Below are 24,880 nucleotides of genomic sequence, written 5' to 3'. Positions count from 1 at the left end.
GGCAGAGTGGTCGAATGCACCGGTCTTGAAAACCGGCAGGGGTTTGTAGCCCCTCTAGGGTTCAAATCCCTATCTCTCCACCATTATTTAGAAAAACCGCCTTTAGGGCGGTTTTTTGCTATCTGGAGATAAGTAATGTCAGCAAGCGAGTCTTCTTCTACACTAATGCGCATTGTTAAACATGTTCTGCTTTGGTGTATCTTTTCTTATTTTTATCACAGCGGGATCAATGTACTTGTAGCTATGGCCCATGATGCGCAGCCTGATTACGGGTTAATATCTTCAATCGCTTATGGTATTGGCTTTAATGTGTTAGTAGGGCACCTTATTGGCAAATACGACAAGCATTGGCCTGTCATTGCTGCATGTGTGATTTCTACTGTGGGTCTTATTGCTGTGCCTTTAATTATGTTAGGCAAAGATGGTTTAATGAGCGGCTTTTTTATTGCTTCGATGATCGCTACATTACCTGTTGCGACATTTGTAATTGATAAAATAAAGCAGCGAATTAGTGCAAACACTGAGCAAACGCAGTAAAACTAGGCGATATTCGTTGTTTTTTTATGTTAGTATGAGCACGTCTTTTAACTAAATAAACGTGAATTAAAACATGTCAGATAATTTTACAACAGACGCTGAAAAAGCAAGTTACGGTATTGGTTTACAAATGGGTGAGCAATTAAAAGCGAATCCATTCGAAGGTTTAAACTTAAATTCTGTATTTGAAGGTATGAAAGACGCATACACTGGTAATGATTTCCAAGTTGAAATCCCAGAAATTCAAGCAGCTTTTGAGAAAATCAACGCTGAGATCCAAGCTCGTCGTGAAGAAGAAGCTAAAGTTCTTGCAGCTGAAGGTATTGCATTCTTAGAAGAAAATGCAAAACGTCCTGAAGTAACAGTAACTGAATCAGGTCTTCAATACGAAGTACTTACTGCAGGCGACGGTGAAAAACCAACTGCAGATTCAACAATCCGTGCACACTACCACGGTACACTAATCAACGGTACAGTATTTGACAGCTCATACGAGCGTGGTCAACCAGCTGAATTCCCAGTTGGCGGTGTAATCAAAGGTTGGACTGAAGCAGTACAAATGATGGGTACTGGTTCTAAGTGGCGCTTATACGTACCACACGAACTTGCTTACGGTGAGCGCGGTGCTGGTGCAGCAATCGCTCCTTTCTCAACGCTAATCTTTGACGTTGAGCTATTAGAAATCATCTAATCGATTTCAAATAGACATAAAAAAACCTGCTTAAAGCAGGTTTTTTTATGTCTGAAACAAATAGCTAATTAGCTATTTGATTCAGCGTATTCTTTACACGCAGCAGTGTCTTCACATTCACCATATAGGTAAAGAGAGTGGTTGGTCAGTTTAATACCATTCTCTGTTGCGATTTCTTCTTGACGACGTTCAATTGTATCGTCTTCAAACTCAACAACCTTACCACATTTTAGGCACACTAAGTGGTCATGGTGAGTGCTACCTGATAATTCAAATACTGACTTGCCGCCTTCGAAGTGGTGGCGAGATACAATACCTGCATCATCAAATTGGTTAAGAACACGGTAGACAGTTGCAAGACCAATCTCTTCGCCTTTGTCTAAAAGAATTTTATAGACATCTTCAGCGCTGATGTGTTGGTTGTCTGGAGATTGCAGAATCTCTAAAATTTTAATACGCGGCAGAGTTACTTTTAACCCTGCTTTTTTTAATTCCAAGTTGTGATCAGTCATTCAATCTGTCTCAATTTTATTTAGTTATACTAGGCATCATCAAGATGCACACGACACATTAGCAACTATTAGAATAACGTGCCTAGTTACTAAGTGCAAAGAACAATTCGTCTATTTGCCGATTTTTCAAACAAAAATGAACTGGTTGTGCATCTTTACATCAGCTAGTAAATGCGAGTAGTACTTGTTATTAATCAGCAAGTTCCGCTAAACACATTTCGTCATAAACCTGAGCACACCAGTCTTTAACACGCTTTTCAGTAAGCTCTGGTTGACGGTCTTCATCAATACCAAGGCCAACAAAATTGCTGTCATCTACTAGTGCTTTTGAAGCTTCAAAGTCGTAGCCTTCAGTTGACCAATGACCCACTACGATTGCGCCACGCTCAGTAACGATATCGTTGATCATGCCCATTGCATCTAAGAAGTATTCTGCATAGTCTTCTTGGTCACCGCAGCCGAAAATAGCAACAAGTTTACCTTCGAAGTCAACTTCTTCTAATTCAGGGAAGAAATCATCCCAGTCACATTGAGCTTCACCGTAGTACCAAGTTGGAATACCGAATAACAATAAATCGAATTCAGCAATCTCTTCTTTAGAACTTTTTGCAATGTCGTGAACCGCTACAAGCTTTTTACCTAATTCTTTTTGAATCATTTTAGCTACGTGTTCAGTATTGCCTGTGTCACTTCCGAAAAAAATACCTACGCTTGACATGGATTTAAAACCTTCTATCTATCAATAGCCAATCTTTCTTGTAAAATTGTTTCAATCAACGCGCTACGGCTAATATTCTGCGCATCTGCCATATCGCTTAATGCTTGATATAACTGTGATGAAACCTTAAATTCTACACGCTTTAAACCACGTGCTTTATCTCGCTTTATTTGATTACGTTTATTTACTTTTAATTGCATATCGCGAGGTAGGGGATTTGTTTTCGGCCTACCTGGACGCTTTTCGTATTCAAATAAATCGGGTGTTGTTCTATCTGTTTCTGACTTTGCCATGTCTAGCCCACACCTGCGCCTTGCCAGAAGACTTGAATAAGTCCTTTCGCTATAAACCCAGAACAGCCTAAAAATAGCACTAACCAAACGATGTATCGGCCAAATCGTGGTACATCACCTTTTTTAAGGACGTCTTGAATTGCCATTCCAATAAAAAAGAAAATACCGGCTAAGCCAAAATACAACCCTAAGGTATCAAATTCGTTAATTAACTGACTGACCATCAACGTATAAACCTTTAAATTAAACGGCGCGTACTATAGCACACAAATTTGTAATAATTTAGTGCGCACGATCAAAAACAACGAATTTTATCAGCCCAATTAATGAGCTAAAAAATCGCTGATTGCTTTATTTACAGCAAGTGGTTTTTGGGCATGTAGCCAGTGACCTGCACCATGAATAATTTTTGCTTTTGCATTAGGGAATAACGCCATAATAGCAGGGCGGTGTTCTGCTAAAATGTAGTCAGAATCATTACCTTTAATGAATAAAGTATCACATAAACAAGAATCATTTTCACTAACTTGCGCTAAAATATTTTCATATTGCTGGTATAAAACAGCTAAATTAAAGCGCCATTGATAGTGACCTTGATCATTTTTAGCAAAGCTTTTTAATAAAAACTGACGTACGCCCATTTCATCAATGTGCTTGGTAAGTATTTCATCAGCCGCTTTTCTATCTGTGATATTAGACTGTGCAACTTCGTTTAGGCCTGCAAAAATAGCGCTGTGACGAGGGTTATTAGCAACAGGAGAAATATCTAACACTACAAGCTTATCGATAAGTGCAGAGTGATTAAGTGCTAATTGCATGGCCACTTTGCCACCCATTGAATGACCTATGATGTGCGCTTTACTAATATTTAGATGTTCAAGTAACTCACTGACATCTTCAGCCATAGCGTGATAATTCATGGTATTGCTATGGAATGATTTACCGTGGTTACGTAAATCAATATTCGTTACACGATAATTTTCAGCTAATGCTTTTGCGATTACATTGAGGTTTTCAAGTGAGCCAAACAAACCGTGGATCAATACAACGTCTGAACCTTGACCCATTTGTTGGTAGTTTAATAGCATTTTCAACTCCTAATTTTAATGGCAGTATTTTGCCTAGTGAAATTACAAAATGCAAAACATAGAGAATTGCTGCGAGCTTAGGTATAATCATTGAGAACTTTTAAAATGTGACCCGTAAAGACAGGAATAACATGAAAAAAATCGACATAGACGACGAGTTATATCAATACATTGCAAGCAACACGCAAAGTATTGGTGAAAGTGCATCAACCATTTTGCGTCGTTTATTAAACCTCTCTGATGGCGCCAATGCCCCAGTTGAAACAACTACTAAAACTGAACAAGAAACCCCAGTTGTTGAAGTACAAGAACAAGCAGAACAAGAAACAAGCCCTGAACCAAGCGACGAAAATGTTGAAGAGGCTGCACAAACTGTCACAGCATCGACACAAGTGAAAGGTAATGTGTTTAATGTATTAAACAAAGAAGAGCTAGCAATGCAAAAAGGTGTTGTTGGTCGATTCTTATTTATACTAGCTGCTTTATATAGAACGCATAAAAAAGATTTTGTTAACGTGCTTGAAATTAAAGGCCGTGACCGTGTTTATTTTGCCACTAGCAAAGAAGCGCTACTGGAAAGCGGTAGCAGCATGAATCCAAAAAATATCACTGATACTGAGTATTGGGTGATGACAAATTCAAATACAACCAGAAAAAAAATGATGCTTCACGAAGTTGCACTGTGCTTAGGTTACAGTGCGGATGAAGCAGAAAAAATTCGTGATTACTTATAATCCATAAGGAAATAATATGGCGATTCATCCAGATGCAGGTAAACCTGCTCCGCAATCAAGCTTAGTGAATGTACCAAAACTGATCTCGGCTTATTACTTAAATGAACCTGACCTAGAACAAAACCCAGAGCATTGTGTTGCTTTTGGTACGTCTGGCCATCGTGGTTGTTCGTTCGATGTAAAATTTAATGAATCGCATATTTTAGCGATCACTCAAGCAATTTGTGATTACCGTAAAGAAAATAATATTTTTGGTCCACTTTTCTTAGGTAAAGATACACATGCATTGAGTGAAGCGGCTTTTAACTCTGCTATTGAAGTACTTGTTGCAAACGAAGTGCAAGTCATTGCACAAGAAAATGACGATTACACGCCAACGCCGGTGATCAGTCATGCTGTTGTTTGCCATAACAAAGAAAACCCAAATGAACTTGCTGATGGTATTGTGGTAACTCCTTCACATAATCCGCCAGAAGACGGTGGTTTTAAATATAACCCGCCAAATGGTGGACCTGCAGATACTGATGTGACTAAGTGGATTGAAGACAGAGCAAATCAATTACTTTTAGAAGACTTAGTTGAAGTAGAGTTATTTCCATATGCTAAAGCATCACGTTCTGGTTTTATTAAGTACCAAGACTTAATTACCCCTTATGTTGATGACTTAGTTAATATCGTTAATCTAAAAGCAATTAGCGATGCGAAAATCAAAATTGGTGTTGATCCACTTGGTGGCTCTGGTATCAACTTTTGGCCAGTCATTGCAGAAAAATATAATTTAGACTTAACGGTCGTAAATGAGTCTGTTGACCCAACATTTTCGTTCATGCCTTTAGATAAAGACGGCAAAATCCGTATGGATTGCTCTTCTCCTTATGCAATGACAAACCTTATTGCATTAAAAGATGACTATGATATCGGTATTGGTAACGACCCTGATTATGACCGCCATGGTATTGTTACGCCTGACGGTTTAATGAATCCAAATCACTTTTTAGCAGTTGCGATTGACTACTTATTAAATAACCGCGAATGGTCAAAAGATGTCGCAATTGGTAAAACACTGGTATCAAGCGGCATGATTGATAAAGTTGTTGCACGTAATAACCGTGAAGTAAAAGAAGTACCGGTAGGCTTTAAATGGTTTGTAGAAGGTCTAAGCAAAGGTACCCTTGCTTTTGGTGGTGAAGAAAGTGCAGGGGCGTCATTCTTACGTTTTGATGGAACAGTTTGGAACACTGATAAAGATGGTTTCATCTTAGGTCTACTTGCTGCAGAGATTTTAGCTGTAACAGGTAAAACACCTTCACAGCTTTATAAAGAACTTGAACAAGAGTTCGGTGCGCCTATTTATAAACGTATTGATGCGCCAGCTAGTGCTGAGCAAAAATCACGTTTAAAAGCGTTATCAGCTGATGATGTAACTGCAAGTACATTAGCGGGTGATGCTATTACGCAAAAATTAACCCATGCCCCTGGTAATAACGCTGCTATCGGCGGTTTAAAAGTTGTTACTGAAAACGGTTGGTTTGCTGCACGCCCATCTGGCACTGAAGACATTTATAAAATTTACCTTGAATCATTCAAAGGTGAAGAACATCTAGCATTATTAGAAAAAGAAGCGAAAAAGCTGGTTGATTCAGTAATTAGCTAATTTCTTTTTTACCTATTAAAACGGCTGAGATTCTCAGCCGTTTTTGTATTCTACTCTCACGCATTTTTAGGATAGAACAATGAGCTATTCAACTCCTTCATATCTCGAAGAATTAAAAAGTACTGGCGACTTTTTAACCTTGACCCGCAACAATGAATTTTCACTAGAACCTTGTGCATTTACCCTTACAAACGGTACTGATGTCACTGTTCACGACACGGGTATCATTGAGTTTCAACCTGCACAGCAAACAAACAAAGATATTGTACTTTCAAGTGCGGTACATGGTAACGAAACTGCGCCAATTGAAATTTGCGATCAATTAATCAAGTCAATCATTACAGAACAACTTACCTTGAAGCAGCGTGTACTGTTTATTTATGGTAATCCTAAATCTATTAATATCGGTAAGCGTTTTGTTGATGAAAACTTAAACCGTTTGTTTAATGGTCATCATACTGTTGAAGGCATTGCTTCTAACCCTGAGCGAGTTCGTGCAAAGCTACTTGAAGACGTGGTTACTGATTTCTTTGCTAGAGGCAACCAAGACAGTGAGCGTTTTCATTATGATCTTCACACTGCAATTCGTGGCTCTAAAAATGAAAAGTTTGCAGTGTATCCTTTCTTACATGGTAAACCGTGGAAAAAATCACAACTGCAATTTTTACTTAGCTGTGGCGTAAACACGGTACTAATGATGAAATCAGCGGCAACTACCTTCAGTTACTACTCGTCGTTTGTACATGGAGCTGACTCATTTACGGTAGAACTTGGCCAAGTAAAACCATTTGGCGAAAATGACATGTCGCGATTTGAGAAAACCAAACAAACCTTAACTGCATTAATTAGTCAAGAATCTGTTGAATCTAAAGAATTCAATGCAGAGGATTTCGAGTTGTTTTCAGTATATAGAACAATAAACCGTACTTGCGAAGACTTTAGTTTTCCATTTGCTGATGATGTGGAAAATTTCACCGGTTTCGCAAAGGGTGAATTAATGGCAGTTGATGGTCAGACCAGATATGAAGCGGAAGTAGATGGTGAAGCTATTATCTTCCCAAACGCTGATGTAGCCTTAGGTCAGCGCGCTTTGCTTACAGTTATTCCAATGCAAGTTGATAGCAACTTTATTTAAAATCTCTGCATTAACACCCATCTATATTTAGTTAACTATATGACTATAAAGAACTTATCTTGTTGTATAGTTAACTTTCCATGCGTTTTTAGCCATTTGTCATCTATTCGTCTATGATTAGTTGAATAACAACTTACGTTAACGTAAAGTGACGGCAGTTTAATTTAATTAGATTGAATATTGCGCAAACTTTATCCTTACAGCTCATGCTGATTAAAAATATAATTAAGGGCAGTAGCGTAGGTTTCTGACAACGAAAGAAGGTAGGTTATGAGTAATCCAAATAACGTATCGCTAAACATTAATCATGAACTGTCATTTATTGATGGTCACGCATTAACGATCCCTACATTAAGTATTCTTAATGAGGAAGGCGACATCTACGAAGGTGCAACCGCACCTGATATCGACAAAGCAACGGCAATCCGTCTATATGAAACAATGCGTTTTATTAGAGCACTGGATGAGCGTATGCAAGCAGCACAGCGTCAAGGCCGTGTTAGCTTTTATATGCAATGTCTAGGTGAAGAAGCGGCTGTAACAGCATCAGCTGCAGCGCTTGATCAAAACGATATGATCATGGCCCAATACCGTGAGCAAGCAGCTTTACGTTATCGTGGTTTTAGCCTTGACCAATTCATGAATCAAATGTTCTCAAATGAAAAAGATTTGGGTAAAGGTCGTCAAATGCCAATTCACTATGGCTCACGCGAACTTAACTACATGACTATTTCATCACCGCTTGGTACACAAATTCCGCAAGCAACAGGTTATGCATATGGCCAAAAAGTTCGTCATATTGATGCCCAAACAGGTGAGTTAAACAGCACTATTGATAACATCACTATTTGTTACTTTGGTGAAGGCGCTGCATCTGAAGGTGATTTCCATGCTGGTTTAAATATGGCCGCAGTTCATGAAGCACCGGTAATTTTCTTTGCCCGTAACAATGGTTATGCGATTTCTACACCTGCTGACGAGCAATTTAAAGGTGATGGTATTGCATCACGTGGTGTTGGCTATGGCATTAAAACAATCCGTGTTGACGGTGCTGATGCACTTGCTGTTTATGCAGCAACGAAAAAAGCCCGTGAAATTGCGACTACCAAAGGTGAACCTGTTTTAATTGAATCGATTGCCTATCGTTTAGGCGCTCACTCAACCAGTGACGATCCAAGCGGTTACCGTACAAAAGATGAAGAAGCAAAACATAAAGGCTGTCCAATCGAGCGTTTCCGTAAGTGGCTATTAAAGCAAGGTTGGTTAGACGAAGCGCAAGACGCAAAAGACAAAGAAACTATTCGTGAAGAAATTTTAGCAGCCCTTAAACGCGCTGAAAAAGTTGAAAAGCCAGCATTAGAAGACCTTATTTCTGATGTTTATGATAAGCCAATCCCATCACTGCAAAAACAATATGAAGAACTAAAAGAGCACATTTTGCAGCATCCTGATGCTTATCCAACAACTGCAGGGAGATTAAAGTAATGGCTAAAATGAACATGCTTCATGCAATTAACTCTGCCCTTGATATCACCATGGCAGAGCATCCAAATGCATGTATTTTCGGTGAAGACGTTGGTTATTTTGGTGGTGTATTCCGTGCTACATCTGGCTTACAAGAAAAATATGGTAAGCATCGTGTGTTCAATACACCGTTAACTGAGCAAGGTATTTTAGGTTTTGCTAATGGTTTAGCGGCGTTTGGTGCGCCTGCATTAGCTGAAATTCAGTTTGCAGATTATATTTTCCCTGCATTTGACCAAATCGTGAATGAATCAGCTAAGTTCCGTTACCGTAGTGGTAATGAATTTAATGTTGGCAATCTAACAATTCGTACACCGTACGGTGGTGGTATTGCAGGCGGCTTATATCACTCACAATCACCAGAAGCTTATTTTGCTCACACACCGGGTTTAAAGTTGGTGGTGCCACGTAACCCATATCAAGCAAAAGGTTTGCTTCGTGCATCGATTAAAGATGATAACCCTGTTATTTTCTTTGAGCCGAAACGTTTGTACCGTGCATCAACAGGTGAAGTTCCAGAAGAAGATTACAGCATCGAGCTCGGTAAAGCTGAAATCGTGCAAGAAGGTACTGATGTCACTGTACTTGCTTGGGGTGCTCAGATGGAAATTATCGAAGACGCCGCTAAAAAAGCTGCAGAGCAAGGTATTAGTTGTGAAGTGATCGACTTACGTACCATTTTACCATGGGATGTTGAGACCATTGCTCAATCAGTGACTAAAACAGGCCGTTTAGTGGTAAGCCACGAGGCACCAATCACGAATGGTTTTGGTGCAGAAATCGTTGCAAAAATTCAACAAGAGTGTTTCTTACACCTTGAATCGCCAATTGCTCGCGTGTGTGGTTTAGATACGCCATACCCATTAGCACTTGAAAAAGAATATGTGCCGGATGCACTTAAAGTGCTTGCTGCGATTAAGCAATCAGTAGAGTTTTAGGAGTCAGTATGTCTAAAGATTTTATCTTGCCAGATATCGGCGAAGGCATCGTAGAGTGTGAAATTGTTGAATGGTTAGTTGCAGAAGGTGATTCTGTAAAAGAAGACCAGCCTATTTGTGATGTTATGACCGACAAGGCGCTTGTGCAAATTCCTGCTGTTCATGATGGTGTGATCAGTAAGCTTTATTATGCAAAAGGGGATATTGCGAAAGTACATGCACCATTATTTGCAATGGATGTTGATGGCGAAGCACCAACACAAAGCGAAGAAGTGCAAGCTCCTGCAACTCCAACTGAAGCATCATCTGAGGCGGGTGAGCACTTAGAAGATTTCATTTTACCAGATATCGGTGAAGGTATCGTTGAGTGTGAAATCGTTGAGTGGTTAGTGAGTGAAGGCGATGAAATCGTAGAAGACCAAGCTGTGTGTGATGTAATGACAGACAAAGCATTGGTGCAAATTCCGGCTAAATACACAGGTAAAGTTGAAAAGCTTTATTATCAAAAAGGTGATATTGCAGCGGTTCACAGCCCATTATTCCAAATGAGCATTGCAGGCCAAAGTGCAGAGCCAGATGTAAGTTCTGCGGTAGTTAAAGCACAAACAAATGCAGCAACTAAACCTTCGCAGAAGTCTGCGACTTCAGCAAACTCTAGCAAACAACTGAATAAGAAAGCTGTTGCTTCACCTGCTGTTCGTCGTAAAGCCCGCGAACTTGATGTTGATTTAACACAAGTGCCAGGCTCTGGTAAAAATGGCCGTATTTATAAGCAAGATATCGAAGATTTCTTGAATGAAACACCAAGCAAAGCAGCATCACAACAAGCTGCGCCAAAAGCGGCAGAGCCTGTCTCAACTGTGGCGTCTTCTAGTGGCAGTCGCGTAGAGCCTATTAAAGGCATTAAAGCGGCAATGGCTAAGCAAATGGTTGCTTCAGTTTCGACAATTCCTCACTTTACTTTCTGTGATGAAATTGACCTAACTAAACTAATTGCAATGCGCAGTGAGCTTAAAGAGCAGTATAAGCAACAGGGCGTTAAGCTCACTATGATGCCGTTCTTTATCAAAGCACTGTCGTTAGCGATTAAGCAATTCCCAGTACTAAACTCGCAAGTAAATGATGATTGCAGTGAGCTAACTTACTTTGATGATCATAACATCGGTATGGCGGTTGATTCTAAGATTGGTTTACTAGTACCAAACATTAAATCATGCCAGTCAAAGAGTATCGTAGATGTTGCAAACGAAGTGACTCGTTTAACTGAAGCAGCACGTGATGGTCGTGTTTCACCGGATGATTTGAAAGGCGGCACTATTAGCATTTCTAACATCGGTGCGATTGGCGGCACAATTGCAACCCCGATCATCAATAAACCTGAGGTAGCTATTGTTGCTTTAGGTAAACTGCAGCATTTACCTCGCTTTGATGCACAAGGCAATGTCGTTTCAGCTGCTATTATGCAAGTAAGCTGGTCTGGAGACCACCGAGTGATTGATGGCGGTACAATTGCCCGTTTCAATAACTTATGGAAGTCTTACTTAGAAGACCCTGCAAAAATGATGATGGCGATGAGCTAACATTAGTAAGCATTAAAAAACCAGCCTCGGCTGGTTTTTTTAATTGTAAATTTTGTATTTGCTATTTTCCGTAAAAATACAACCCATAACCGAGCAACAGCGCAGGTATTGATGAATACACCGTCGCGATTAAGGCCGCTTTTGGTGCTAATGCGATAGCTGGGAATAGGGCATCGCCGTCATTTGAAATTGCATTGGCTGTCATCGCACTAAATGGAATAATACCCTGAATATAGAGTGTCATTACGACGATTTGTGGCCCGCAGCCAGGTAATAAGCCAATAGCCACAGCCACCAGCGGTGCAAGATAAGCATACTCAGAAAACCAGGCTGTTAAATCAACACCGACTAGGTTAACGAGAATTTCAAACAGCATAAAACTGGCAACAACCCAGGCAGTAACAAAGTGTGTGTCCATTAATACTTTCGTGAGCTTTGAGGGAGGTGTGCAAGGCGCTTCTTCACTGGTTACTTGCTTATAACTGCTGCCTTTAGAAGACAGAGACCACACAACCACGGTGAATAGCGCCATGATTGAGCCAAACAGGGTGACGCCAGTATTAACGCTTTGACTAAATTCGCTAAGGTCAGAATTGGTAGCTATGACAGAAGCAATAATCAAGCTTGGTACTAGGGTAAACTTCCAAATAGGGCGGCTAAATTTCAAAGCGCTTGGTTGGCATTGTGGCTGCTCAGTATATTCACTTGCTTCGTCAGGTTGAAATTTATCTGGGCTATGAAATGTATTAACTATCTGACCGCTAATAATACCTACAGCAACACCGATTAACATCATTAATAAACCATCAAGCGGGCGGGTTGCTAACAGTAAAAAGGCGGCATCGCCCATGGTTGCGGTTAAGACAGCAACAACAGAGCCAAAGCTAGCCTGCTTTTTAGTAAATTGGGTTACCACAATAATGGCACCCCCACAGCCAGGCAAAGCACCTAAAATAGATGCAAAGCTCACCTCTAGAATGCCTGATTTAGCACGTAAATAGCTAAGCTGTAATTGAGGAAGTCGATCAATAAGGTAGTAATAGATTAATAAGGTGGCTGCAACAAATACAGATACTTGAAAAAAAGCATCACTCAGCGCTTGTAGGGTGAATTCTCGGCTTGCAGGTACCGCTAAAGAAATCAGTAATAAAAGGGGTAAAATTAAGCGTTTATTATCCGTAATGTAACACCTCGCTTTATTAGGAATAAACCTCGTTTGTGTTAGTGAGAGCATACAGTGCAACCTAAAAATTAATCAGGTTACACTGTATTACGATTTTAAATGAAAATCAATCTCATTTGTATCTATTTGCGTTGGAACTCAGAAGTTGCATTCCAGGTCGGCCACTCTTTACGTTCTGAGATATCAAAACCTACTTGATAGAATAACTGAAGGTCCTGAACGGCACCTGATAAATCCCATTCATCACGGTAACGGTCGCAAGGCTGATGATAACAACCACGAAGCACTAAGCTCATACGCTTACGGTAATTTGCCGTTTCTTCGTCAAGAGCTTCACTACCACCACCGGCATACATTGCTGGTACACCCATGTTTGCAAATGCAAAGTGATCAGAGCGGTAATAACCACCTGAAGACGGTTTAGGATCACCAGATACTGTACGGCCTTGTGCTTTAGCAGCTGTTTCTAGCAGGCTATCCATTTCTGATTTACCAATACCAACAACACTGATGTCTTTTACTTTACCTAATAGGTTTAAGCTATCCATATTTATGTTAGCAACCGTTTGTGCTGCTGGGATCACTGGGTTTGCAGCATAATATTTCGAGCCAAGTAAACCTTGTTCTTCAGCAGTAACTGCTAAGAAAGTCATTGAACGGCTAGGGTGCTCAGGTAAAGTAGCGAATGCTTCAGCAACTTCTATTAAACCAGCAGTACCCGTTGCATTATCATGGGCACCATTATAGATTTGGTCGCCTTTGCGGGTTTTATCAGTACCAAGGTGATCCCAGTGAGCTGAATAAATGATGTGCTCGTCTGGCTTTTCGCTACCCGGTAACGTCGCGATAAAGTTATACGAAATTGACTTTTTGATTGTGTTATTTACTTCAACACTTGCTGTTAGGTCGCCCATATCAACATGGTAAGCGCCTTTTGCCGCATTAGCTTTCATTGTATCGAAATCTAAGCCTGCTTTTGTGAAAAGCTCTTTAGCAACATCAGTTGTTACCCAGCCTTCAACAGCAACACGGTCCATGTTGTTATTTTCTTTTTGGAAACCAAATTGCTCACCGCTCCAAGAGTTTTCAACAACTGACCATGGGTAAGAAGCCGGTGCGGTTTCGTGAATGATAATCGCACCTGCTGCACCTTGACGGCTTGCTTCTTCATATTTGTATGTCCAACGACCGTAATAGGTCATGGCATCGCCGGTGAATAAATCAGGGTTTTTCGTCGCAAAACCAGGATCGTTTACCAGCATAACAACTGTTTTGCCTTTAACATCTAGGCCTTCGTAGTCGTTCCAGTTGTATTCTGGTGCATTAACACCGTAGCCAACGAATACTAATTCAGAATTTTTAATGCTTTGCTTAGCACTAATACGGCTGCTACCCATTACCATATCTTTTTTGTATTGGTAATCTTTGCCGCCAATGGTAAGTACCATGTCTGAATCAGCTTCTAGTGAAACAAGCGGTACTTCTTGTAAGAAGCTATCACCGTTACCCGGCTCAAAACCCAATGCTTTTAATTGGTCGGTTAAATAGGCAAGCGTTAGCTCTTCACCTTTAGATGATGGTGCACGGCCACCGAACTCATCAGAGGCAAGCACTTTAATATGCTCTGCTAATTGCTCTGAATTAATGCTTTGATAGGCTTTTTCGACATCACTTGATGTGATACTTGTTGAAGCACAGCCCGCAAGGATGGCACTTGCAAGGACTGTCATTGGAAAATAGCGTTTCATAATAGCTCTTTTTTTGTTTTATGGTGGTATTAGTATATGAGGTTCTATTAATGAGAACCAGTTTTTACGGTAAACTACCCACAATACATCAAGAAGTTAAAAAATAAGCAATGAAACGATTTACTGCTCCCGAGCAATGGTCAACACAATACCTGACAACGGGTGCTTTTAGTGACCTAGCGACGCTATTTAATTTAGATAAACTGTCAGATTGGCCATCTTGCCAGTGGTTTAATCAATATCTAAATGCGAAAACTACACAGGGCAAAGCCATAACCTTTGTTGAAGATGAAAAGTTTGCTGATGAAACCCGTTATTATGAGCAAATCATATTTGAGACAGGGCAAGTACCAACAAGACAACAAAATTGGCATGACCTTTTTGGTGGCTTTATTTGGTGTTTATTTCCAAAAACCAAAGCGCTGATTAATCATCAGCATATCGAAGAAATTAAACTGCATGGTCTAAAAGAGCGTAGTAAACACCGAAATGCGCTTACTTTATTTGACGAATGCGGTGTGGTACTGGCAATTACTGAGCAAAGCTGGCAGCAGCAATTACGCGACCACCAATGGCAGCAAGCCTTTGTAGAACAACGTGAACATTGGGGTAAAAGCATTAGGCCATTTATGTTTGGTCATGCTAACTACGAAATGCTCACTCAGCCGTATATTGGTTTAACGGGTAAAGCATTATTTGTAATTGTTCCTGATGACATATTTTGTAAAGATTTAAGCGAGCAATATGCGTATCTAGATCAACGTCTTTATGAGATGATAAAGCTTGATGATTGTTTGCGTGATAATAAAAACTTATCACCCTTACCCTTGTTAGGCGTACCAGGATGGTGGACTGACAATGAAGATCCAGAATTTTACAGTAACACTGATTACTTTAGACCGAAACGAAGGAAACGCACATGATTGAAGTGGCAGGGCTTAAAAAGAAGTTTAAGCTAACAAAAGATCATAAAAAAAATAAAACGGACAACGTAGACCCCCGTGAAGATAAAGAGTTTTTTCATTCTGTAAGAGACGTCAGCTTTCAATGTAACAAAGGTGAAGTACTCGGTTTACTCGGCCCAAATGGTGCCGGTAAAACAACCACCCTTAGAATGATTTCAACAGCCTTAAAACCAGATGAAGGCAGCATTACCATCTCTGGTCACGATATCGTTAAAAAGCCATTGGTTGGCCGCAAATCAATTGGATTTCTGTCAGGTAGTACCGGCTTATATGGGCGTTTAACAGTTAAAGAAAACGTTGAATACTTTGCCCGTTTACATGGCATGAGTAAAAAAGCGGTAGCCGCTCGTTGTGATGAGCTATTCACCTTACTTGATATGCACAGCTTTATTGATAAACGCGCCGAAAACCTTTCAACAGGTATGAAGCAAAAAGCCAATATTGCCCGTGCTGTTGTTCATCATCCTGATGTGGTTATTCTTGATGAGCCGACAACTGGTTTAGATATTATGACTACGCAAACCGTAATTAACTTTATTCGCGGCCTTAAAGAGCAGGGCACACCAGTTATTTTCTCAACGCACCATTTAGATGAAGTTGCCTTACTTTGTGACCGTGTTGCAGTGATAAACCAAGGAATTAGTTGCTTTGATGGCACCTTAGATGAGTTTAAACAAACAGGTCAAAGTGAAGAATTAAACCAAGCGTTTATGAATATTTTAACGGAGAGCCGTGATGTTTGAAGTATTTAAAAAGGAATTAAAAGAGCTATTACGTGACCGTAAAACATTGATATTCGTTGTTGCACTACCGGTTGCTATCTTCCCACTTTTATTTGCTGTTATGGCCTTTATTAGTTCACAAGCGGCGTTAGAGGCAGAACAAGAGGTCCATACTTACGCTATTATCAATGGTAATTACGCGCAAGATTTTACAGATAAGGTGTTTTACCATAAGAGCTTTGCTTTATATAAAGGCGACGAAACCTTTAATACGGTAGAAGATCTCACTAAAGCGGTAAAAGCAGGCACCATAGACATGGGTATCTATTTACCGTCAGACGCTAAGCAAACGTTAGATGATGCAAAGCAAAGCGAATGGCAAGTTGTGTATAACGACGCAAAAGCAATTAACTTCCTATTTGACCGTGTAAAAGAACTGGCAAAAGAATATGGCGATACGCTGCGTACAAACAAACTATTAAGCTTTGGTGTATCAGAAGAGCAACAAGCTGCCATTATCGAGCCTATTAAAGTTGTGAAGGTCGACACTGCAGATAAACGTGAAAATCTTGGCGAGAAAATAGGTGGGTTTATTCCTTATCTACTTATTCCTCTGGTATTGATGGGCGCAACGTATCCGGCGATTGATTTAGGAGCTGGGGAAAAAGAGCGCGGTACCCTCGAAACCCTTCTACTTACACCAATCACCCGTACACAGCTGGTGTTAGGTAAGTTTGTAACCTTACTTGCTTCTTCTATTGCAACAACCACCATTACTGTACTCAGTATGGGTGTATGGATATCAGTGGCCATTGCATTTGTAGATTTAGCAGTTGTTAAAAACGCATTTAGCTCTTTAACCGTATTAGATTTAGGGCTGATTTTTGTGTTGTTATTACCTATTGCCGCAATCTTCTCATCATTAGCGTTGGCTATTTCAATTTATGCGCGAACCTTTAAAGAAGCGCAAAACTACATGGCACCACTTAGCATGGGTGTAATTTTCCCAATTATGGTTGCCTTGATGCCAAATGTTGAACTGACGAGCAAAACTGCTTTTATTCCTGTTACAAATGTAGCTTTGGCAATCAAAGAAATTATTAAAGGTACAGTTGATTACACACTCGTGGGTTTAATTTTCTTAGCGACAGTGATTGTGGCAGGTGCATTACTCGCGTTTTGCGTTAAATGGTTTAATAAAGAAGATGTCTTATTTAGATAAGAGATACTGATTTTACCTAATAATAAAGCACCATTTTGGTGCTTTATTTGTTTGTAAGGCAAGCTAAGTACCTGCTAATCCTTATTAATTAATATATTTTCTGTATACTCCGCTTTTATTACTATTCTCTCCTATACTCTAAAGCAGAGTAGAAAAGAAGGCTTTCGATTCAATGGATTCTGGACATTCAGCGCATTTCTATCAACGTCACAAATTACCAATACTTGCTTTTTGTATTCTCTTGCTATTGGCTATTTTTGTAACTGTAAAGTATGAATACGACCTTAGAGAGGATGTGTTCAGCCGCACCTTTGAACAGATGCAAAGAGAGCTCGACACTAAAGAAAGTGTACTAAAAACAAGTTTAAGAGAGAATATTTCTGCACTTAACTTTTTAGATTCAACGCCGCCAGTGCTTGCAATTATGCGCGCAACCAATGATCAAAATATAGATCCCGTTTTAGGCACGCCTATCTCGGCATGGAAAGATCGCCTAGCTAAAATCTTTACTGGTTTTATGACAACAGATAAAGACTTAGCTCAGGCTCGTTATATCTACATTGCTGATAACGGCAAAGAGGTTGTACGCGTTGATAGTGTGAATAAACAGGTCTTTAGAATTAGTGAGGAGGACTTACAACACAAAGGCCAACGTGATTACATGCAAATTACGGCAAAGCTTGAAAATGGTCAAATCTACTTATCACCAATTAACTACAACCGCGAAAATGGTCGTTTACAACAGCCTTATACCAGCACATACCGGATTGCAAAGCTGGTGAAAGATAACGAAGGTAAGCCCTTTGCTGTTCTTATCCTCAATTATTATGCAGAAGATCTTATTAACAAGCTAACAAGCAAATCATCAGATAAATTCTCTGTTTATCTGTTAAATGCTCAACAACAATTTATCTATCATCCAGAGGAATCATACCGTTTTAGTTTTGAGTTAGATGATCCACATTATTGGTCAGAGGAATTTAGTGCCGACCTCAAAATTAGTTCAGTTGATTTTTTTGACGTAGTAAACCTACCTGAAAAACTTTATCTAGATAAAATTATTGAGTTTAAAGATGGTGTACATATGCAGCCGTTTACACTGGCTGTCTCTATAAGCACTGATACACTGCTGAATGAAATACATCAAAAACGATTAAGGTTTATTGGCATTTTATGCTTAATCATTTTAGTTGTGCTGATGTTATTTATAATCTATCAACGTGACATCAACAGAAAAATTGAGCTCAGTTTTCTAAAAGAAAAGAACAGTAAAATTATAGAAAACTCAACAGATGCCATTATTATGGTTCAGCCAAATGGTGTTATTTGTAATGCCAATGAAACGGCACAAACGTTTTTTGGTATAACAGAGCAAACCACCCATTTTGATACCTTGTTTAATTATAACGATGAAGATTTTCAAGGGATTGCACAAGCCATTAAAGAAGGGCAGCGGTGCTCGTTTGAAGCGGTTCACATCAGCGAGCTAAGCACACATTATTTCTCGATTACCATGACACCTGTTTTTGATGCAGCAAAACAGCAATATCAAATAGCGGCAATACTACGCAATATTGATTCACTTAAGTGCGCTCAACATCAACTAGAAAAGCTTAATGTGACATTAGAAGAAAAAGTGAAAAGCCGCACAGCCGAGCTCGAAAAGGCCACCGAAGAAGCATTAGCTGCAAGTAAAGCTAAAAGTGAATTTGTCGCCAATATCTCCCATGAAATCCGCACCCCGATGAATGGTGTACTTGGCATGCTCGAAATGCTTGAAGAAGAGCCATTATCTACTCAGCAAATGCAATACTTACATTATGCAAATACCAGCGCTAACTCATTGATGACACTGATTAATGACATTCTAGATTTTTCAAAAATTGAAGCTGGTAAACTTGATTTAGATAGTCACGAATTTGATGTCGTTTCAGTGTGCAGTGATTTAATAACATCGATGGCTGTTCAAGGTCAGAAAAAAGGTATTGAGATACTGTTCGATGCGCATGATATTACTCAGCGAACCGTGATGGGGGATAGCCACCGCTTAAAACAAATTCTCAATAATTTACTCAGTAATGCATTTAAGTTTACTCATAAAGGTCATGTTAGTTTAACGGTTAAGGAACAGCTGCATACAGATAAGTCGCTTTGCCTAAGCTTTGTAGTTGAAGATACAGGTATTGGTATTTCGAAAGAAAACCAAAGTAAATTGTTTGAAGTGTTTACTCAAGAGGACTCAAGTACAACACGCCATTATGGTGGCAGTGGTTTAGGCCTTTCAATAAGCCGAAAACTCGCTCAGTTGATGGGCGGTGATATTATCGTTGAAAGTGAAAAAGGAAAGGGCAGCCGCTTTTGTGCCAGTATCACAGTGTCACTCAGTGCCTCATTAAAAGAGCAGGGGGCGATTACGTCTTTGAATAACAAACACATTGGTTGTGCAGTTTTATATGATCTGCTTGGTCAAAACATAGAAACCCAATTAGAGAAAACTTGTCAGCCTCAGCCATCGAATGTTTCTCGATTAAGTGATATACCTGACAATGTTTTCAATGAGTTAGATTTACTTATCATTGATCATAAACACCCAGAACTAAACAATGTGTTGAGTTTTGCAAATAAATACTCCGACACCTGTGTATTAATTTTAGGTGTTATGGCATCACTCAAACAAAAAGAAACATTACCGAACAATTGTACTGTTATTGCAAAACCTGTCACTCCTGATGAATTAGCCTATAAACTCGCTGTTTTATTTAATAACAATGATTCTGTTATTGAGCGTAAAAATACAGATACAAAAGAAATTATTGAGCTTGATTTAACATCTCGTTCAGTGCTGATCGTCGACGATAACATGATTAATATTGAGGTAAGCAAAGCGATTTTAAGAGATAGTCTTGTTCATATTGAATCAGCCAGCGATGGTCTTGAAGCAATTGAGGTATTGAATAACAGCGAAACTCAATTTGATCTGATTTTGATGGATTGCCAAATGCCAAACCTAAATGGGTATGACTGTACCAAAGCAATCAGGCAGGGCAAAACAGGTGAAAAATACCAAGATGTGGTGATCATAGCCATGACCGCAAGCGCGATGGCTGGCGATAGAGAAAAATGCCTCAGTGTTGGTATGAACGACTATATCACCAAGCCAATTAAACAAGCCACATTGCGTAAAAAGCTCTCAATGTGGCTGAAGACTTAAGCGGCATCACGATCTTTATTAAATGCAGGTTTAGGCGTTAATGTACTAATATCAGCAGAGTGAATCACTTTTTGTGTTTCACTCCAGTGCAATAACTCAATACGGCCAGAGCTGTCTTCAACTAATGCAGTGCAGCTCTCAATCCAGTCGCCATCATTGCAATACAAAATTCCATCAACCACTTTAACGGCTGGGTGATGAATATGCCCACAAATGATGCCATCGACGGCTTGTTTTTTTGCTTCGTGGATTGCCGCTTTTTCAAATGCGTCAATTGCTTCACGTGCTTTATGCACTCGCGCTTTTATCCAAGAGGCCAATGACCAATAATTACCGCCAAATAAACGGCGAATGCGATTAGTCCAACGATTTAAAAAAAGTAAAAAGTCGTATCCTGCATCGCCCGCAATACTGATTAATTTGTTGTAGCGGGTTGCTGAATCAAAATCGTCGCCATGCAACAGTAAAAACCGTTTGTTGGCTTTTGTGGTATGGATATATTGTTTATGTACTTCAATACCGAATAATGAATCATTGGCATAATGGCGAAAGGTTTCGTCGTGGTTACCCGGTATATAGATCACTCGAGTGCCATCTTTCGCTTTTTGTTGAATAAGCGCTAATACATCATAATGACTAGGGTGCCAAAAGAACTGTCGTTTCATCGACCATAAATCGACAATATCACCGACCAAATACAGAACATCGCATTCAATCGCATTTAAAAAGTCTAGTAAATACTGCGCTTGGCAGTCTTTATAACCTAAGTGAACGTCGGAAATCCAAACGGCAGGATAGTGGGTTTTACTACTGCAAGTGGTGTTATTCATGGCATTTACTCATGGTGTAATAAAGTAAATGCTAGGCAGAATCAATGACAGTTAAAAGACGCTTTAGCGAAACATCTATGACAATTAAGAAATACAAAAAAACCGCCGAAGCGGTTTTTTATATTTTGTTGAGCTGACTTAATTAGCCTTTAACAAGTGCGGCAATTTCGGAAACGGCACTGTCTAAATCAAGCATTAGCTTTTCACCAGTACGACGGTTTTTAAGCTCCACCTTATTTTCATCAAGGTTACGCTCACCAATAACCAGCGTGAAAGGCACACCTAATAATTCCATGTCGTTAAACATAACGCCAGGGCGCTCTTTACGGTCATCAAACAACACATCTAAACCTGCATCTTTTAAACCTTTGTAAAGGTTATCTGCAATATCAGGAATACGATGAGACTTATGCATGTTCATAGGTACAATTGCTAAATCAAATGGTGCGATAGGTTGCGGCCATTTAATACCGTATTGGTCGTTGTTTTGCTCAATAGCGGCAGCTACGATACGTGATACACCTATGCCGTAACAACCCATTGTCATTACTTGGTTTTTACCTGATTCACTTAATACGCCTGCTTTCATTGCTTCTGAGTACTTAGTGCCAAGTTGGAAAATATGGCCAACTTCAACACCACGTTTAATTTGCAGTGAACCTTGGCCACACGGGCTTGGATCGCCTTCCACGATATTACGGATATCAGCCACTTCGTAGTTTTCTACATCGCGATCCCAGTTGATACCGCTGAAATGTTCACCATCTTTATTAGCACCAGCTACAAAATCAGCCATTACGTTAGCTGTGCGGTCAACAATTATTGGCATTGATAGGCCGACTGGGCCTAATGAACCTGGTTTTGCGCCAATAGCAGCAACGATGTCTTCTTCTTTTGCCATTTCAAGCGGTGAGTCAACAAGCGGGTGTTTCTCAGCTTTTAACTCGTTTAGATCATGGTCGCCACGTAATACAAGGGCAACTAAACCACGTTGTTCGTTTTCATCTGGTGCGCCATACACGATTAATGTTTTTACACCGCGATGAGGTTTAACACCATAGTGCTTTTTAAGCTCAGCAATTGATTTTGCATCAGGCGTTGGGAACACTTTTAGTTCTTTGCTTGCAACTGGGCGGTCTTCAGTCGGTGCCAGTGCTTCTGCTTTTTCGATATTTGCAGCATAATCACTTGCATCACTAAATGCGATTGCATCTTCGCCTGATTCTGCAAGCACATGGAATTCATGTGACACGCTACCACCGATAGAACCGGTATCAGCGATAACAGGGCGGTAATCAAGACCAAGGCGCTCGAAGATGTTGCAGTAAGCTTTGTGCATAACTTGGTAAGTTTTCTCTAAACACTCATCACTTAAGTGAAAAGAGTAAGCATCTTTCATCGTAAATTCACGAGCACGCATTACACCAAAACGAGGGCGAACTTCGTCACGTACTTTTGTTTGTACTTGGTAAAGAGTAAGCGGTAATTGCTTATAAGAGTTTACTTCTTTACGTACAAAATCAGTGATCACTTCTTCGTGTGTAGGGCCAAGTGCAAATGGGCGGTTGTGACGGTCATTAATACGAAGTAATTCAGGACCAAATTGCTCCCAACGACCAGACTCTTCCCAAAGATCAGCTGGTTGGATTATAGGCATTAACATTTCGATAGCGCCTGCTTTATCCATTTCTTCACGTACGATGTTTTCTACTTTTTTAAGTACGCGTAGACCAGAGGGCAACCATGTATACAAACCCGACGCAACGCGGCGGATCATGCCTGCTCGTAGCATTAATTGATGAGAAACAATTTCTGCATCAGACGGAGTTTCTTTAAGTGTTGCGAGTATATATTGACTGGTACGCATCTCTATTCCAAGTAGTGTTAAAATTATTATCGTTTACTCAAGACGTTTGAGTAATAACAAGGCGCTAAGTTTACCAGTGGAAGCACTGACACTAAAGCGCTATATGCTAAAAACTAGCATTTTTCAATGCTGGTCACTGTATTATGATTGTCCTGAACATGCCACCTAATATTAAAATCATATAAGGTCATGCCGTAGCTTTGTTCTGAGTCACGTTGCTTTTTATAAGCTGGGCGAGGATCTTGCTTTAATACATTGCTTATAAACGCTTTTAATTCAGGTTGTTCGGTCTGTTTTTCGATAAACGCCAGGGCTTCTTCACTAAACTCAACGCTCATATCGGTTTCTGGTCGGGTATCGGCAAAGCCTGCGGTGGCATCGGTCATTGCGTCTGAGTAGGGCAAATAAGGTTTAATGTCTAAAATAGGTGTGCCATCGAGTAAATCGATACCTGAAAGCAATAAGCTTAATTGACCATTTTTATATTCAATGCCTTCAAGTTTTACAGCACTCATGCCTATAGCATTTGGGCGAAAGGTTGCACGTGTTGCAAATACACCTTTACGTTCATTACCGCCTAGGCGAGGGGGTCTCACCATTGCTGAATAGCCTTTATCTGCGGTTTCATGAAATCTGAATAGTAACCAAATATGGCTAAATTCATCGAGGCCGCGTACAAACTCTTCACGATTAAAATCGCTGCTGAATACCAGCTTTGCTTTAGCCTCAGGAACCAAACGAGGTTGGCGAGGTATGGCAAACTTTTGTTTATAAGGAGATTGAATATGGCCGACGGCAGTTAATTGGTATTCGCTCATTGTGCATTGTCGTTAAGAAAATCTGCCGACATTTTACATGCAAACGTAAAAAAAGGCAGTCGAGACTGCCTTTTAATATTTAGACTATGTAGTCTAAATTAAAACATGTATTGGAATGATACAGACGCTACATCCATATCTGGGTCAATATCATCTTCTAATTTATAGCGCTCATACTCTAAACGTACTTGCATGTTTGTTGTGAAAGCATATTCTACACCTGCACCATAAAATACATCACCACCGTCTGTATCAGCACTGATACTGCCAAGCTCGCCTAGGTCTTGCTCAATTTCAGCATCCCACTCTAGCCAACCACCTTTGGCATAAACAGAAAAGCTATCTGTAATTGGGGCTGCTAAGCGTGCTGCTAATGAAACACCGTCAATTTCGGCTTTAGAATCGATATCGCTTACTTCATCAAAATTTTGATAGGCAAGTTCAAGGCTCAAGTACTTGTTAAACTGAGTACCAATATAACCTTTCAGCATTTGTGAATCGTCATCAAAGTCAGTGTCATTTTCACTGTCTTCAAACTCAAAAGAATATTGGCCGTAGCCGATACCGGTATAAATACGCGGAGAATCCATTTCGGTAATATCTGCATGTGCAGCATTATTAAAACCTAGTAGTGCTAAAGAAAGTGCAGAAAGTGAAATTGCTTTAATCATTTAATAGCTCCTTTATAAAATAAATAAACGAATGTTTCGCGTCATTCACAAGGAGTATTGCAACGGCAATGCCAAGCTTAAAACAAAGCCTAAAGTATTGTTTTTAGGCTTTTTTAAGTGGTTTTTTGTGCAGTTTGTTGAAACTGTAATCAGGCATTCAGTTTGGCAGTCGTAACAATTTCAGGGTGCTCTGTAGAAGTTACTAGGTACGGTTTATAATTTTTTGTTGCTTTAAGCTT

The 24,880-nt window shown here is 39.9% G+C and carries 23 protein-coding genes; 12 read left to right on the top strand and 11 right to left on the bottom strand.

The features are described from left to right. Positions 1-135 precede the first annotated feature (135 nt). Together AN394_RS14090 and AN394_RS14085 are read left to right on the top strand one after the other, a co-directional pair. A complete protein-coding gene (locus AN394_RS14090) occupies positions 136-537 on the top strand; it encodes a hypothetical protein (RefSeq protein ID WP_054553931.1) in 402 nt (133 codons plus the stop codon). Between the two features lie 73 nt (positions 538-610). Then, positions 611-1,228, top strand: coding sequence for an FKBP-type peptidyl-prolyl cis-trans isomerase (locus tag AN394_RS14085; protein ID WP_054561418.1), 618 nt, complete (start codon positions 611-613; stop codon positions 1,226-1,228). A gap of 68 nt (positions 1,229-1,296) precedes the next feature. On the opposite strand, the gene fur is transcribed toward AN394_RS14085, so the two are convergent. The 5 genes from fur to AN394_RS14060 all read right to left on the bottom strand — a co-directional run bounded on the left by fur (position 1,297) and on the right by AN394_RS14060 (position 3,839). After that, the gene (gene fur / locus AN394_RS14080; protein ID WP_054561419.1) at positions 1,297-1,740 is read right to left on the bottom strand and encodes a ferric iron uptake transcriptional regulator; all 444 of its coding nucleotides are present in this window, start codon (positions 1,738-1,740) and stop codon (positions 1,297-1,299) included. Between the two features lie 190 nt (positions 1,741-1,930). After that, on the bottom strand, positions 1,931-2,458 hold the full coding sequence (fldA, locus tag AN394_RS14075) for a flavodoxin FldA (protein WP_054553928.1): 528 nt from the start codon (positions 2,456-2,458) through the stop codon (positions 1,931-1,933). Positions 2,459-2,472: 14 nt separating this feature from the next. Then, entirely contained in the window at positions 2,473-2,751 is a 279-nt protein-coding gene (gene ybfE / locus AN394_RS14070; RefSeq protein WP_004586673.1) for a LexA regulated protein, read from the bottom strand. A 2-nt stretch (positions 2,752-2,753) separates the two neighbouring features. Then, positions 2,754-2,975 (bottom strand): DUF2788 domain-containing protein, encoded by a 222-nt coding sequence (locus AN394_RS14065; RefSeq protein ID WP_036968243.1) that lies wholly within the window; start codon positions 2,973-2,975, stop codon positions 2,754-2,756. A 99-nt stretch (positions 2,976-3,074) separates the two neighbouring features. Next, positions 3,075-3,839, bottom strand: coding sequence for an alpha/beta fold hydrolase (locus AN394_RS14060; RefSeq protein WP_054561420.1), 765 nt, complete (start codon positions 3,837-3,839; stop codon positions 3,075-3,077). 131 nt (positions 3,840-3,970) lie between these two features. Here AN394_RS14060 and seqA point away from each other — a divergent pair, with 131 nt between their 5' ends. From seqA to AN394_RS14030, 6 genes are all read left to right on the top strand, one after another. Beyond that, the gene (seqA, locus tag AN394_RS14055) at positions 3,971-4,573 is read left to right on the top strand and encodes a replication initiation negative regulator SeqA (RefSeq protein WP_054561421.1); all 603 of its coding nucleotides are present in this window, start codon (positions 3,971-3,973) and stop codon (positions 4,571-4,573) included. Between the two features lie 16 nt (positions 4,574-4,589). Then, on the top strand, positions 4,590-6,227 hold the full coding sequence (pgm, locus tag AN394_RS14050) for a phosphoglucomutase (alpha-D-glucose-1,6-bisphosphate-dependent) (RefSeq protein ID WP_054561422.1): 1,638 nt from the start codon (positions 4,590-4,592) through the stop codon (positions 6,225-6,227). Between the two features lie 79 nt (positions 6,228-6,306). Continuing rightward, complete coding sequence (gene astE / locus AN394_RS14045; RefSeq protein WP_055021822.1) at positions 6,307-7,362, top strand: succinylglutamate desuccinylase; 1,056 nt, start codon at positions 6,307-6,309, stop codon at positions 7,360-7,362. A gap of 270 nt (positions 7,363-7,632) precedes the next feature. Beyond that, complete coding sequence (locus AN394_RS14040) at positions 7,633-8,847, top strand: thiamine pyrophosphate-dependent dehydrogenase E1 component subunit alpha (RefSeq protein ID WP_054561424.1); 1,215 nt, start codon at positions 7,633-7,635, stop codon at positions 8,845-8,847. Then, positions 8,847-9,824 (top strand): alpha-ketoacid dehydrogenase subunit beta, encoded by a 978-nt coding sequence (locus tag AN394_RS14035; RefSeq protein WP_055021821.1) that lies wholly within the window; start codon positions 8,847-8,849, stop codon positions 9,822-9,824. Before AN394_RS14040 ends, AN394_RS14035 begins: the two co-directional genes overlap by 1 nt. An 8-nt stretch (positions 9,825-9,832) precedes the next feature. After that, positions 9,833-11,404, top strand: a complete 1,572-nt coding sequence (locus tag AN394_RS14030; RefSeq protein ID WP_055021820.1) for a dihydrolipoyllysine-residue acetyltransferase — start codon at positions 9,833-9,835, stop codon at positions 11,402-11,404. A gap of 61 nt (positions 11,405-11,465) precedes the next feature. Here the strand turns inward: AN394_RS14030 and AN394_RS14025 are convergent, their stop codons facing one another. Together AN394_RS14025 and AN394_RS14020 are read right to left on the bottom strand one after the other, a co-directional pair. Then, on the bottom strand, positions 11,466-12,638 hold the full coding sequence (locus tag AN394_RS14025; protein WP_054561427.1) for a putative manganese transporter: 1,173 nt from the start codon (positions 12,636-12,638) through the stop codon (positions 11,466-11,468). 71 nt (positions 12,639-12,709) lie between these two features. Beyond that, a complete protein-coding gene (locus AN394_RS14020) occupies positions 12,710-14,335 on the bottom strand; it encodes a M28 family metallopeptidase (RefSeq protein WP_055021819.1) in 1,626 nt (541 codons plus the stop codon). 110 nt (positions 14,336-14,445) lie between these two features. Between AN394_RS14020 and AN394_RS14015 the strand changes: the two genes are divergently transcribed. From AN394_RS14015 to AN394_RS14000, 4 genes are all read left to right on the top strand, one after another. Beyond that, positions 14,446-15,258, top strand: a complete 813-nt coding sequence (locus tag AN394_RS14015; protein WP_055021818.1) for a DUF3025 domain-containing protein — start codon at positions 14,446-14,448, stop codon at positions 15,256-15,258. Continuing rightward, on the top strand, positions 15,255-16,043 hold the full coding sequence (locus AN394_RS14010) for an ABC transporter ATP-binding protein (RefSeq protein WP_054561430.1): 789 nt from the start codon (positions 15,255-15,257) through the stop codon (positions 16,041-16,043). Before AN394_RS14015 ends, AN394_RS14010 begins: the two co-directional genes overlap by 4 nt. After that, positions 16,036-17,244, top strand: a complete 1,209-nt coding sequence (locus AN394_RS14005; RefSeq protein ID WP_054553916.1) for an ABC transporter permease subunit — start codon at positions 16,036-16,038, stop codon at positions 17,242-17,244. The genes AN394_RS14010 and AN394_RS14005 overlap by 8 nt, the downstream gene beginning before the upstream one ends. Before the next feature lie 172 nt (positions 17,245-17,416). Next, positions 17,417-20,455 (top strand): ATP-binding protein, encoded by a 3,039-nt coding sequence (locus AN394_RS14000; RefSeq protein WP_055021817.1) that lies wholly within the window; start codon positions 17,417-17,419, stop codon positions 20,453-20,455. Here the strand turns inward: AN394_RS14000 and AN394_RS13995 are convergent. From AN394_RS13995 to AN394_RS13980, 4 genes are all read right to left on the bottom strand, one after another. Beyond that, positions 20,452-21,285 carry a UDP-2,3-diacylglucosamine diphosphatase gene (locus AN394_RS13995; protein WP_055021816.1) on the bottom strand — a complete coding sequence of 278 codons (834 nt, stop codon included), beginning with the start codon at positions 21,283-21,285 and terminating at the stop codon, positions 20,452-20,454. The two genes, AN394_RS14000 and AN394_RS13995, sit on opposite strands and share 4 nt — an antisense overlap. Before the next feature lie 142 nt (positions 21,286-21,427). Next, positions 21,428-23,152 (bottom strand): proline--tRNA ligase, encoded by a 1,725-nt coding sequence (locus AN394_RS13990; protein WP_055021815.1) that lies wholly within the window; start codon positions 23,150-23,152, stop codon positions 21,428-21,430. A gap of 113 nt (positions 23,153-23,265) precedes the next feature. Next, positions 23,266-23,970, bottom strand: coding sequence for a tRNA (N6-threonylcarbamoyladenosine(37)-N6)-methyltransferase TrmO (tsaA, locus tag AN394_RS13985; RefSeq protein ID WP_054561434.1), 705 nt, complete (start codon positions 23,968-23,970; stop codon positions 23,266-23,268). 98 nt (positions 23,971-24,068) lie between these two features. Then, on the bottom strand, positions 24,069-24,641 hold the full coding sequence (locus tag AN394_RS13980; RefSeq protein WP_054561435.1) for an outer membrane beta-barrel protein: 573 nt from the start codon (positions 24,639-24,641) through the stop codon (positions 24,069-24,071). Positions 24,642-24,880: the final 239 nt, after the last annotated feature.

It is taken from the genome of Pseudoalteromonas sp. P1-26, assembly GCF_001401795.1.
Taxonomy (GTDB): Bacteria; Pseudomonadota; Gammaproteobacteria; order Enterobacterales; family Alteromonadaceae; genus Pseudoalteromonas.
The sequence above is the reverse complement of the archived record's forward strand: the minus strand, read 5'-3'. Positions and strand labels throughout refer to the sequence as shown.

Bases quoted from the DNA above. Each gene is read 5' to 3' on its own strand.
- AN394_RS13990 (WP_055021815.1), bottom strand. From the start codon at position 23,152: ATGCGTACCAGTCAATATATACTCGCAACACTTAAAGAAACTCCGTCT.
- ybfE (WP_004586673.1), bottom strand. From the start codon at position 2,751: ATGGCAAAGTCAGAAACAGATAGAACAACACCCGATTTATTTGAATAC.
- AN394_RS14090 (WP_054553931.1), top strand. From the start codon at position 136: ATGTCAGCAAGCGAGTCTTCTTCTACACTAATGCGCATTGTTAAACAT.
- pgm (WP_054561422.1), top strand. From the start codon at position 4,590: ATGGCGATTCATCCAGATGCAGGTAAACCTGCTCCGCAATCAAGCTTA.
- AN394_RS13980 (WP_054561435.1), bottom strand. From the start codon at position 24,641: ATGATTAAAGCAATTTCACTTTCTGCACTTTCTTTAGCACTACTAGGT.
- AN394_RS13995 (WP_055021816.1), bottom strand. From the start codon at position 21,285: ATGAATAACACCACTTGCAGTAGTAAAACCCACTATCCTGCCGTTTGG.
- fur (WP_054561419.1), bottom strand. From the start codon at position 1,740: ATGACTGATCACAACTTGGAATTAAAAAAAGCAGGGTTAAAAGTAACT.
- astE (WP_055021822.1), top strand. From the start codon at position 6,307: ATGAGCTATTCAACTCCTTCATATCTCGAAGAATTAAAAAGTACTGGC.
- AN394_RS14085 (WP_054561418.1), top strand. From the start codon at position 611: ATGTCAGATAATTTTACAACAGACGCTGAAAAAGCAAGTTACGGTATT.
- AN394_RS14065 (WP_036968243.1), bottom strand. From the start codon at position 2,975: ATGGTCAGTCAGTTAATTAACGAATTTGATACCTTAGGGTTGTATTTT.
- tsaA (WP_054561434.1), bottom strand. From the start codon at position 23,970: ATGAGCGAATACCAATTAACTGCCGTCGGCCATATTCAATCTCCTTAT.
- AN394_RS14005 (WP_054553916.1), top strand. From the start codon at position 16,036: ATGTTTGAAGTATTTAAAAAGGAATTAAAAGAGCTATTACGTGACCGT.
- AN394_RS14000 (WP_055021817.1), top strand. From the start codon at position 17,417: ATGGATTCTGGACATTCAGCGCATTTCTATCAACGTCACAAATTACCA.
- AN394_RS14030 (WP_055021820.1), top strand. From the start codon at position 9,833: ATGTCTAAAGATTTTATCTTGCCAGATATCGGCGAAGGCATCGTAGAG.
- AN394_RS14035 (WP_055021821.1), top strand. From the start codon at position 8,847: ATGGCTAAAATGAACATGCTTCATGCAATTAACTCTGCCCTTGATATC.
- AN394_RS14020 (WP_055021819.1), bottom strand. From the start codon at position 14,335: ATGAAACGCTATTTTCCAATGACAGTCCTTGCAAGTGCCATCCTTGCG.
- AN394_RS14025 (WP_054561427.1), bottom strand. From the start codon at position 12,638: ATGCTCTCACTAACACAAACGAGGTTTATTCCTAATAAAGCGAGGTGT.
- AN394_RS14060 (WP_054561420.1), bottom strand. From the start codon at position 3,839: ATGCTATTAAACTACCAACAAATGGGTCAAGGTTCAGACGTTGTATTG.
- AN394_RS14040 (WP_054561424.1), top strand. From the start codon at position 7,633: ATGAGTAATCCAAATAACGTATCGCTAAACATTAATCATGAACTGTCA.
- fldA (WP_054553928.1), bottom strand. From the start codon at position 2,458: ATGTCAAGCGTAGGTATTTTTTTCGGAAGTGACACAGGCAATACTGAA.
- AN394_RS14010 (WP_054561430.1), top strand. From the start codon at position 15,255: ATGATTGAAGTGGCAGGGCTTAAAAAGAAGTTTAAGCTAACAAAAGAT.
- AN394_RS14015 (WP_055021818.1), top strand. From the start codon at position 14,446: ATGAAACGATTTACTGCTCCCGAGCAATGGTCAACACAATACCTGACA.
- seqA (WP_054561421.1), top strand. From the start codon at position 3,971: ATGAAAAAAATCGACATAGACGACGAGTTATATCAATACATTGCAAGC.